Annotated in this window: 9 protein-coding genes; 2 read left to right on the plus strand and 7 right to left on the minus strand. The window is 62.1% G+C overall.

Annotated elements, in window-relative coordinates; all coding sequences use genetic code 11:
• Positions 1-9 precede the first annotated feature (9 nt).
• The 4 genes from fabD to NR164_RS29260 form a co-directional block, all read right to left on the minus strand.
• Entirely contained in the window at positions 10-948 is a 939-nt protein-coding gene (gene fabD / locus NR164_RS29245) for an ACP S-malonyltransferase (RefSeq protein ID WP_046382364.1), read from the minus strand.
• A 126-nt stretch (positions 949-1,074) separates the two neighbouring features.
• Positions 1,075-2,085 (minus strand): phosphate acyltransferase PlsX, encoded by a 1,011-nt coding sequence (gene plsX / locus NR164_RS29250; protein WP_256823592.1) that lies wholly within the window; start codon positions 2,083-2,085, stop codon positions 1,075-1,077.
• A gap of 4 nt (positions 2,086-2,089) precedes the next feature.
• Positions 2,090-2,272: a 50S ribosomal protein L32 gene (rpmF, locus tag NR164_RS29255; RefSeq protein ID WP_008152339.1), complete on the minus strand. Its 183-nt coding sequence runs from the start codon at positions 2,270-2,272 to the stop codon at positions 2,090-2,092.
• 13 nt (positions 2,273-2,285) lie between these two features.
• Positions 2,286-2,816, minus strand: a complete 531-nt coding sequence (locus tag NR164_RS29260) for a YceD family protein (RefSeq protein WP_027607804.1) — start codon at positions 2,814-2,816, stop codon at positions 2,286-2,288.
• A 105-nt stretch (positions 2,817-2,921) separates the two neighbouring features.
• Here NR164_RS29260 and NR164_RS29265 point away from each other — a divergent pair, with 105 nt between their 5' ends.
• Positions 2,922-3,500, plus strand: a complete 579-nt coding sequence (locus NR164_RS29265; RefSeq protein WP_256823593.1) for a nucleoside triphosphate pyrophosphatase — start codon at positions 2,922-2,924, stop codon at positions 3,498-3,500.
• Positions 3,501-3,631: 131 nt separating this feature from the next.
• On the opposite strand, the gene sppA is transcribed toward NR164_RS29265, so the two are convergent.
• Genes sppA through rluC form a run of 3 tightly spaced genes read right to left on the minus strand, consistent with a single transcriptional unit; the run spans position 3,632 to position 6,245 of the window.
• Positions 3,632-4,615 carry a signal peptide peptidase SppA gene (gene sppA / locus NR164_RS29270; RefSeq protein WP_256823594.1) on the minus strand — a complete coding sequence of 328 codons (984 nt, stop codon included), beginning with the start codon at positions 4,613-4,615 and terminating at the stop codon, positions 3,632-3,634.
• Between the two features lie 21 nt (positions 4,616-4,636).
• Positions 4,637-5,299, minus strand: coding sequence for an HAD-IA family hydrolase (locus tag NR164_RS29275; protein ID WP_256823595.1), 663 nt, complete (start codon positions 5,297-5,299; stop codon positions 4,637-4,639).
• On the minus strand, positions 5,286-6,245 hold the full coding sequence (gene rluC, locus NR164_RS29280; protein WP_046382359.1) for a 23S rRNA pseudouridine(955/2504/2580) synthase RluC: 960 nt from the start codon (positions 6,243-6,245) through the stop codon (positions 5,286-5,288). The genes NR164_RS29275 and rluC overlap by 14 nt, the downstream gene beginning before the upstream one ends.
• A 768-nt stretch (positions 6,246-7,013) precedes the next feature.
• Here rluC and rne point away from each other — a divergent pair.
• Complete coding sequence (rne, locus tag NR164_RS29285; RefSeq protein WP_256823596.1) at positions 7,014-10,220, plus strand: ribonuclease E; 3,207 nt, start codon at positions 7,014-7,016, stop codon at positions 10,218-10,220.
• Positions 10,221-10,334: the final 114 nt, after the last annotated feature.

Genomic DNA, 10,334 nt, shown 5'->3' on the forward strand with positions numbered 1-10,334 from the left:
GTTCGGGGTTCAGGCCAGTGCCGCGCGAGCGGCCGCAAAGGCATCCGGGGTATTGAGGTTGGAGGTCGACACGCCGTCGGCGCAGCGCTTGTTCAGGCCGGCCAGGACTTTGCCCGGGCCGCACTCGATCAACTCGGTGGCGCCGTTGGCGGCCAGGGTCTGTACCGATTCAACCCAACGCACCGGCTTGTAGAGTTGTTCCAGCAGGTCGCGCTTGAGGGTGTCGAGATCCGCGGCAACCGCCGCGCTGACGTTCTGCACCAGCGGGATCTGCGGCGCCTGCCAGTTGATGGCGGCGATGGACTCGGCAAAACGCTCGGCCGCCGGGCGCATCAGCTCGCAGTGCGACGGCACGCTCACCGGCAACGGCAAGGCACGCTTGGCGCCACGGGCCTTGCAGCCTTCGATGGCGCGCTCAACGGCGGCCTTGGCACCAGCAATCACCACCTGGCCCGGCGAGTTGAAGTTCACCGCGCTGACCACTTCGCCCTGGGCCGCTTCGGCACAGGCGGCGATCACCACCGCATCATCCAGGCCGAGAATGGCGGCCATGCCACCCTGCCCGGCCGGAACCGCTTCCTGCATCAACTGGCCACGACGCTCGACCAGCTTGACCGCTTCAGCGAGAGTCAGGCTGCCCGCGGCGACCAGGGCACTGTATTCGCCCAGGCTGTGACCGGCGACGAACGCCGGACGCGCGCCACCTTCCGCCAGCCACAAGCGCCACAGGGCGATCGAAGCGGTGAGGATGGCCGGCTGGGTTTTATCGGTTTGATTGAGTTGCTCTTCCGGCCCCTGCTGGGTCAGCGCCCACAGGTCGTAACCCAGGGCATCGGAAGCTTCCTTGAAGGTTTCCAGGATCAGCGGATATTGCGCGCCCAGCTCGGCCAACATGCCGAGGGACTGCGAACCCTGCCCTGGAAAGACGAATGCGAGGGATGTAGACATGTAACAAGCCCCTAATGATCTGGTCGTCGGATATAGGCGCTCCTACGATGGGAGCGCACGAAACTGACAGATTGGATGGTCAATTGAACCGGCCGGTCACATTTAAGCATTCCCGGGCCGATTCGCCTAAGGCAACAGATCTTCCAGGCGGCCGTGCAAGCGTCGCGGCAGGTTTTCCTGGATCTCGATCAACGCCCGTGCAATCGCACTCTGAAAGCCTTCCACCCCCGCCGAGCCATGGCTTTTCACCACGATGCCCTGCAAGCCGAGAAAGCTTGCGCCATTATGCCGCGCCGGGGCCAAGTCCTCCTGCAGGCGGCGCATCAGCGGCAACGCCAGGGCGCCGACCATGCGTGTCGCCAGGTTGCGCTTGAACAAGGCCTCGATCCGCGTGGCAATCATGGTCGCCAGGCCTTCGCTGGATTTAAGCAGGATATTGCCGACAAACCCGTCGCACACCACCACATCCGCCTCGCCGCGATACAAACCGTCGCCTTCGACAAAGCCGATGTAGTTCAACCCCCGCGCGCCTTGCAGCAAAGCGGCGGCGAGCTTGACCTGCTGGTTGCCCTTGATGTCTTCGATGCCGATATTCAGCAAGGCCACGCGCGGACGAGCCACACCCAGCGCCTCGGCAGCCACCGAGCCCATCACGGCGAACTGGAACAGATGCTCGGCACTGCAATCGACATTCGCGCCCAGGTCGAGCAACTGGCAATAGCCTGTCTGCGTCGGTATCGCCGCGACTATCGCCGGCCGGTCGATCCCCGGCAAGGTCTTGAGCACATGCCGCGACAATGCCATCAGCGCGCCCGTATTGCCGGCACTGACACAGGCTTGCACCTTGCCATCACGCAACAACTCGAGGGCGACCCGCATTGAAGAGTCGGGCTTGCCACGCAGGGCGACCGCTGGCTTTTCATCCATGCCGATGGCTTCGCTGGCGGGCGTAATCGTCAGGCGCGCGCGATCCACAGCCGGATGGCTGGCAATCAGTTCTTCAAGAAGGGAAGGTTGACCGACGAGGGTCAGGTGCAGCGAGGGCGTAGCAGACAGGCTGGCAATACAAGCCTGAACAATGCTGCGGGGACCGAAGTCCCCGCCCATTGCGTCAATCGCGATGACTTGAGCAGACAAGTGATTACTCGTCAGCGCCCTTGTCGATCACTTTACGGCCACGGTATACGCCTTCTGGCGATACGTGGTGACGCAGGTGAATTTCACCGGTGGTTTTTTCTACAGACAGAGTGCTTGCCGTCAGGGCGTCGTGCGAACGACGCATGTCACGGGCAGAGCGGGATTTTTTGTTCTGCTGAACAGCCATAATTGATTAACTCCTAAACGTTTGGGTCACGCTTTAACTGCGCCAATACACTGAACGGGTTGGACCGCGTTACCTCGTCCTCGCTCGGTTCGGACTCGTCATCGAGGCCCGCCGGCTGCTGGCATTCTTCCGGATGATGAGCAGGCACAATGGGCAAGGCGAGCAAAAGCTCCTCCTCGATCAGTGCATGCAGATCCAAAGGATCTTCGCCCAGTTCCAGCACGTCATAACCTTTCGGCAACGACTGGGTATTCGCACCCTCCTTTACCACAGCGTAACTGCATTCGCTGTGAATCGGCAGGGTGACCAGCTCAAGACAACGCTGGCAAACCATTTTGACCTCGGTGTCGATAAAGCTGTGAATAACCACAGATTTACGTTCATCTCGTTCAAAAACGAATTTGGCCTGCACCGTACCGACAGTGTCGGAAAGCGGGTCGCAGAGTCTCTCCAAATCGGCCAGCAGCAATTCACCTTGAAGGGAAGTGCCACGATCAGCCAATTTGCGCGGGTCAACGTGAGGTGGAATCGGGTCATTCAACATAGGCGCAGCATTATAGGGATGCCCCCAGCCATGTCAAAGGAAATTCAGCCCTGTGCGTCAGCCGGTCGTCCCGCTAGAATCCCCGGTCGCCCTGAGGAGACGCCCATGCTGCCTTTATTACTCGCATCCAGCTCGGTCTATCGCCGGGAATTGCTGAGCCGCCTGCACTTACCGTTCATCTGCAGCTCGCCGGATATCGATGAAAGCCACCGCGCAAATGAGTCAGCCGTCGAACTGGTCAAGCGCCTGGCCGAAGAGAAAGCCCGCGCCCTCGCCGCCCGCCATCCAGGGCACCTGATCATCGGCTCCGATCAGGTCGCCACACTCGAAGGCCGGATCATCGGCAAACCCCACACCTTCGAGAACGCCCGCGAGCAACTGCTGGCGGCCAGCGGCAAGCGTGTCAGCTTCCTCACCGGGCTGGCGCTGCTGAACAGCGAGACCGGGCATTGCCAGGTCGACTGCGTGCCGTTCACCGTGCACATGCGCGTGCTGGACGCGGAGCGGGTCGAGCGCTACCTGCGGATCGAGCAGCCCTATGACTGCGCGGGCAGTTTCAAGGCCGAAGGGCTGGGCGTGAGCCTGTTTCAAAGCACCGAAGGCCCGGATGCGACCAGCCTTGTCGGCTTACCCCTGATTCGCCTGGTGGATATGCTGCTGGCCGAAGGTGTGCAAACCCCTTAAAAACACCGCAAAACCAAATGTGGGAGGGGGCTTGCCCCCGATTGCGGTAGACCAACTACAGACAAGCCGGCTGATCCACTGCTATCGGGAGCAAGCTCCCTCCCACATTTATCTACGCAGACCTTGGGATCTCAGCGCAGGGTCGGGCCCTGGAAGCCCATGTACAAGGCCAACTTCTCCGCCACGCTGGCGCCGAGCTTCTTGGAGAAACGGTCAAACGGCGACTCCTGAACGGTGAAGTCCACCAGTTCCTTTTCACCAATCACGTCCCGCGCCACCGAACTGGCACTGCCCAGGCCATCGATCAAGCCCAGCGGCAAGGCCTGCTCACCAGACCAGACCAGCCCGGAGAACAGCTCCGGATGGTCCTTGTCCTTCAGACGATCACCGCGCCCTTGCTTGACGCTGGCAATGAACTGGCGATGAGTGGTGTCGAGCACGCTCTGCCAGAACTGGGTTTCATCGGCCTTTTGCGGCTGGAACGGGTCGAGGAACGCCTTATGCTCGCCCGAGGTGTAGGTGCGACGCTCCACACCGAGCTTCTCCATGGTGCCGACAAAGCCGTAACCGGCCGCCGTGACGCCAATGGAACCCACCAGGCTGGCCTTGTCGGCGTAGATCTGGTCAGCGGCACTGGCGATGTAATACGCACCCGAGGCGCCCAGGTCGGAGATCACCGCGTACAGCTTGATCTGCGGATGCAGCGCGCGCAGGCGGCGAATTTCGTCATACACGTAGCCCGATTGCACCGGGCTGCCGCCTGGGCTGTTGATGCGCAGGATCACGCCCTTGACCTTGGGGTCTTCGAACGCGGTGCGCAGACTGCTGACGATATTGTCGGCGCTGGCGGACTCCTTGTCGGCAATCACCCCGCGCACTTCGATCAAGGCGGTATAGCTGGAGCCACGGGTCGCGGTTTTTTCCATGTCCACCAGCGGGCTGAACAGCACCAGCATGCCGAGCAGGTAAACAAAGGTCAGCAGCTTGAAGAAAATCCCCCAGCGCCGCGAACGACGCTGCTCCTGCACGCTGGCCAGAAGGGTCTTCTCCAGCAGCTTCCAACTCTTGTCGTCACTGCTGTCGGCCTTTTCGGGCGCTTTCCACTCATCACTCATGCCATCTACCCCAGCAAAGACTCAGTGGGCCCGGCTGAGCCAGGCCTGCAATTCAGAAAAATGATCGATCGTCAGCCTGGGCTCATATGCCTGCAACGCCTCGGCAGCCTGCGCACCGTAGCTGACCGCCACGCTGTCCATGCCGGCGTTGCGCGCCATCATCAGGTCGAAAGACGCGTCGCCGACCATCAACGCCTGGCGTGGCAACACGCCGCAATGGGCGAGGATCTGCTCGAGCATCAGCGGATGGGGCTTGCTGGCGGTTTCGTCCGCTGCGCGGGTAACGTCGAAATAGTCTTCCCAGCCGTGGGCCTTGAGCACCCGGTCCAGGCCGCGGCGGGCCTTGCCGGTGGCGACCGCCAGCTGATAACCCTCGGCGCGGAACGCTTCCAGGGACTGCACCACGCCATCAAACAGCGGCGAAGGCTCGGCCTCCAGCGCAATGTAGTGATCGGCATAATGCTCGCGGAACGCGACCAATTCAGCGTCAGCGATGTGCGGGTACAAGGTGCGAATCGCCTCAGGCAACCCCAGGCCGATAATGCCCTTGACCGCCAGATCGCTGCACAGCTCGAAGCCAGAACGCGTCGAGGCCATGTGCATGGCCTCGACGATACGGCCAATGGAGTTGGCCAGCGTGCCGTCCCAATCGAAAATCAGCAGTTTGTAGTCAAGGTGCGGCACTCAAACGCTCCACGGTCTTGGCCCACATCTCATCGACCGGCGCCTGCAATTTCAATTCGCCACCATCGGGCAGCGGGACGGTGAGCATGTAGGCGTGCAGGAACAGGCGTTTGCCGCCCAGGTCGCGAATCTCCTTGGAGAACGCCTCGTCGCCATACTTGGTGTCACCGGCAATGCAGTGGCCCGCATGCAGGGTGTGCACGCGAATCTGGTGAGTGCGCCCGGTGACCGGCTTGGCCTCGACCAGGGTGGCGAAGTCGCCGAAGCGGCGCAGCACCTTGAACAGGGTCAGGGCTTCTTTGCCCTCCTCGTCCACTTCGACCATGCGCTCGCCGGAGCGCAGGTTGCTCTTCTGCAACGGCGCGCGCACGCTCTTGATCGAGCTGGCCCAGTTGCCGCGCACCAGCGCCATGTAGCGCTTGTCCACGCCATCGCCGCGCAGGGCGGTGTGCAGGTGGCGCAACATGCTGCGCTTCTTGGCGATCATGAGCAGGCCGGAGGTGTCGCGGTCGAGGCGATGGACCAGCTCCAGCTCCTTGGCATCCGGACGCAACTGACGAAAGGCTTCGATCACGCCGAAACTCAGGCCGCTGCCGCCGTGAACCGCAATGCCGCAGGGCTTGTTGATCACGATCAGCTTGCTGTCTTCGTAGACAATCGACGCTTCAAGGCGCTGCAACAGGCCCTGAGCCAGCGGCACAGGTTCGTCGCGCTCAGGCACGCGCACCGGCGGCACCCGCACGATATCGCCCGCCTGCAGCTTGTACTCGGGCTTGATGCGACCCTTGTTCACGCGCACTTCGCCTTTACGCAAAATGCGGTAGATCAAGGTCTTGGGCACGCCTTTGAGCCTGGCCAGGAGAAAATTGTCGATGCGTTGGCCGGCATATTCCGGCGAGACCTCAAGCAGCTGGACGCTGGGGGTCTGGGGGGCGGTAGTCGTCATGTCGGCGATGATAACAATTTTTTATGGAATTGAAGCACTTAATCATTACTGCTATAGTCGCGAACGCCGCCAAAAGCGGCCTGGACAGAGGACTTGCGGCAAATTGCCGGCCCTGACCTTCGCAATTCATCAGGACGCGAGGCCGTCCTACGGGGCTTTCGTTACCTTGGAAAGCCCGAGATTGTAACAAGCGCAGGTGACATGAGGCCTGAAGCGAGTGCAGAAAGCAGAGTGAATACTCGCATTTTGCGCCGATATTTACGGCCAGTTCACAAAGTGCAGTCAGTCTTGGGACACACCATGGCGAATGCTTCGGAAACAACGCCTGTTAAGAGCCGAGTGAGAGCGCAATCGCCCACACTTGGTCTTGTTTAGCCATGAGCGTGGACTCCCCATTGGAGAACACGGTAAATGCCAACCCGCTGCGGATTCTGCGCGCGGCAGCACCCGAATTATCAGGGATACGTGTAGGGTGGAGATGCACAACCGTCGGACCGTGTAGCACTAGGCTTATATATAGACGCTTCATCTCGTCCACAGTCGCCGGTTGATTCCTCCTCCTGACCTTAGCTTTTGTTGAAGTGGTGCCTTTGTCACCACCGCTAACAAGCAGGACGCGTCCGTCGCGATACCAGCCCAATTCGCCGGTTATTGCTGGACACTGGAGTGGCCAACCACTCTTGACGCACCTGACACCGACCGTGAGAAGTCGTGTGTGCCGAACGCCGTTTCCGGCAGCCCGGAAACCGACGGTACAACATGAAAAGAATGCTGATTAACGCAACTCAACCCGAAGAGTTGCGTGTTGCGCTGGTAGATGGCCAACGCCTTTACGACCTGGACATCGAGTCCGGCGCACGCGAGCAGAAGAAGGCCAACATCTATAAAGGCCGTATTACTCGCATCGAACCAAGCCTTGAGGCTGCCTTTGTCGATTTCGGCTCCGAGCGCCACGGCTTCCTGCCCCTCAAAGAAATCTCCCGCGAATACTTCAAGAAAGCCCCCGAAGGCCGCGTGAACATCAAGGACGTCCTGAGCGAAGGCCAGGAAGTCATCGTCCAGGTCGAAAAAGAAGAACGTGGCAACAAGGGCGCCGCCCTGACCACCTTCATCAGCCTGGCCGGTCGTTACCTGGTACTGATGCCGAACAACCCGCGTGCCGGCGGCATTTCCCGTCGCATCGAAGGCGAAGAACGCAACGAACTGCGTGAAGCGCTGAACGGCCTGGTCGCTCCAGCCGACATGGGCCTGATCGTCCGCACTGCCGGCCTGGGCCGCAGCAGCGAAGAAATGCAGTGGGACCTCGACTACCTGCTGCAACTGTGGACCGCCATCAAAGAAGCGTCCCTGGATCGTTCCGCGCCGTTCCTGATCTACCAGGAAAGCAACGTGATCATCCGCGCCATCCGCGATTACCTGCGCCAGGACATCGGCGAAGTGCTGATCGACAGCGTCGAAGCCCAGGACGAAGCCCTGACCTTCATCCGCCAGGTGATGCCGCAGTACGCCAGCAAGATCAAGCTGTACGAAGACAGCGTTCCGCTGTTCAACCGTTTCCAGATCGAAAGCCAGATCGAGACCGCCTTCCAGCGCGTGGTCGAACTGCCTTCCGGCGGCTCCATCGTGATCGACCCGACCGAAGCCCTGGTGTCCATCGACATCAACTCGGCGCGCGCCACGAAAGGTAGCGACATCGAAGAAACCGCCCTGCAGACCAACCTGGAAGCGGCTGAAGAAATCGCCCGCCAGCTGCGCCTGCGTGATATCGGCGGCCTGATCGTGATCGACTTCATCGACATGACCCCCGCCAAGAACCAGCGCGCCGTGGAAGAGAAAGTCCGCGAATGCCTGGAAGCTGACCGTGCCCGCGTGCAAGTCGGCCGCATCTCGCGCTTCGGCCTGCTGGAAATGTCCCGTCAGCGCCTGCGTCCGTCCCTGGGCGAGAGCAGCGGCATTGTCTGCCCGCGTTGCAACGGCACCGGCATCATCCGTGACGTTGAATCGCTGTCCCTGGCGATCCTGCGCCTGATCGAAGAAGAAGCCCTGAAAGACCGCACCGCCGAAGTCCGCGCACAAGTGCCGATCCCGGTTGCCGCGTTCCTGCTCAACGAAAAACGCAACTCGATCACCAAGATCGAACTGCGCACCCGTGCCCGTATCGTCATCCTGCCGAACGATCATCTCGAAACGCCGCACTTCGAAGTGCAGCGCCTGCGTGATGACAGCCCGGAAGCCCACAGCGGCCAGTCCAGCTACGAAATCGCCGCTGCCGCTGCCGAAGTGGAAGAAGTCCAGCCAGCCGCCGCGACCCGCACCCTGGTTCGCCAGGAAGCCGCCGTGAAGACCGCTCCGGCGCGTGCCAACGCACCGGTTCCGGTTGAAGTGGCTGCCCCGGTTGCAGCCCCGGCCGCCCTGCCTGAGCCAAGCCTGTTCAAGGGCCTGGTGAAATCGCTGGTCAGCCTGTTCGCCAGCAAGGAAGAGCCTGCGGCACCGGTGGTGGTCGAAAAACCTGCCACCGAGCGTCCGGCGCGTAACGAAGAGCGTCGCAACGGTCGCCAGCAGAGCCGTAACCGCAACGGTCGCCGTGACGAAGAGCGCAAGCCGCGCGAAGAACGGGCCCCGCGTGAAGAGCGCGCACCCCGTGAAGAGCGTGCGCCTCGCGAAGCCCGTGAAGAGACCCCGGTCGTAGCCCGCGAAGAACGCGCACCGCGCGAAGAGCGCGCACCACGTCCACCACGCGCACCGCGTGAAGATCGCAAGCCGCGTGGCGAGCGTGAAGAACGTGTGCGTGAACTGCGCGAGCCGCTGGACGCTGCGCCAGCCGTTGCCGTTGCCGCCGCTGCTGTTGCCGCCCCTACCGAGGAAGAACGCCCGGCTCGCCCGCCGCGTGAAGAGCGTGCGCCACGTGAAGAGCGTCAACCGCGCCCACCGCGTGAAGAACGTCAACCACGTACCGAGCAGGCGGCTGCCGCCAGCGAAGAAGAAGTGCTGACCGGCGAAGAGCAACTGCAGGAAGACGGCCAGGACAACGCCGAAGGCGATCGTCCGCGCCGCCGCTCCCGTGGCCAGCGTCGTCGCAGCAACCGTCGCGAGCGTCAACGTGACGCCAACGGCAATGTGATCGAAGGTTCGGAAGAAGCCGGCGAGAACGCAGAAGCCGCTACCAGCGAACCAACCAGCACCGAACTGGCTGCCGGCCTGGCCGTTACCGCCGCTGTTGCCAGCTCGGTCATCAGCGCACCTGCCGAAGCCCAGGCTCACGAGCAGGCTGAACGCGCCACTGCCGCCGTCGAAGAAACCGTTGCGGTAGAAGCGCCAGTCGCCGAGACCCCAGTGGTTGAAGCACCGGTCGTAGAAGCAACCACCCCGATCGAAGCCCCCGCGGCTCCGGAAGTGGAAGTTGCGCCGGTTCGCGAAGCCCAGCCGCAAGAAGAAGTGGCTGCCGCCGAGCCTACCCCGGTGGTTGAGCCACAGCCAGTGGTTGAAGCTGTCGTGGAAGCTCCGGTTGTCGAAGCCGCCGCCCCGGCCGTGCGTGAAGTTCGCGAAGAACAGACCGCCTTCCAGTGGACTGCCGAACCTGCCGCCCCGGTTGAAGCGCCTGCCCCCGTGGTAGAAGCCGCATCGGCCCCGGTTGCCGAAGTGGTTGAAGCCGCTCCGGTAGTGGTTGCCGAGCCTGCGCCCGTGGTTGAAGCGCCCGTGGTTGCCGAAGCCCCCGCCCCGGTGGTTGAAGCCGCACCGGCCAGCGCCCTGACCGAAAACGGCCGTGCGCCGAACGACCCACGTGAAGTGCGCCGTCGTCGCAAGGAAGCCGAAGCGGCCGCCGCCGCCGCTGCTGCCGCTGCCGCACCGGCTGTCGCCGAAGTGGTCGAGCACGCTGCCCCTATCGTCGACGAGACCCCGCGTTCCGTTGAAGAAGTGGCAGAGCACCACCCAAAGGCCCTGGAAGAAGAGCACGAGCCTAAACCCCTCGTCTGATTCCATCAGCCACTGAAAAGCCCCGCCTGATCACTCAGGCGGGGCTTTTTTATGCCAACTGTCCCGTCCTGAATAAGGTTTACGCCTTCTGACCTATCTTCAGGAGGACTCAAT

It is taken from the genome of Pseudomonas sp. Pse79 (assembly GCF_024519615.1).
GTDB lineage: Bacteria > Pseudomonadota > Gammaproteobacteria > Pseudomonadales > Pseudomonadaceae > Aquipseudomonas > Aquipseudomonas veronii.

Bases quoted from the DNA above. Each gene is read 5' to 3' on its own strand.
- fabD (WP_046382364.1), bottom strand. From the start codon at position 948: ATGTCTACATCCCTCGCATTCGTCTTTCCAGGGCAGGGTTCGCAGTCC.
- rpmF (WP_008152339.1), bottom strand. From the start codon at position 2,272: ATGGCTGTTCAGCAGAACAAAAAATCCCGCTCTGCCCGTGACATGCGT.
- NR164_RS29260 (WP_027607804.1), bottom strand. From the start codon at position 2,816: ATGTTGAATGACCCGATTCCACCTCACGTTGACCCGCGCAAATTGGCT.
- NR164_RS29265 (WP_256823593.1), top strand. From the start codon at position 2,922: ATGCTGCCTTTATTACTCGCATCCAGCTCGGTCTATCGCCGGGAATTG.
- sppA (WP_256823594.1), bottom strand. From the start codon at position 4,615: ATGAGTGATGAGTGGAAAGCGCCCGAAAAGGCCGACAGCAGTGACGAC.
- rluC (WP_046382359.1), bottom strand. From the start codon at position 6,245: ATGACGACTACCGCCCCCCAGACCCCCAGCGTCCAGCTGCTTGAGGTC.
- rne (WP_256823596.1), top strand. From the start codon at position 7,014: ATGCTGATTAACGCAACTCAACCCGAAGAGTTGCGTGTTGCGCTGGTA.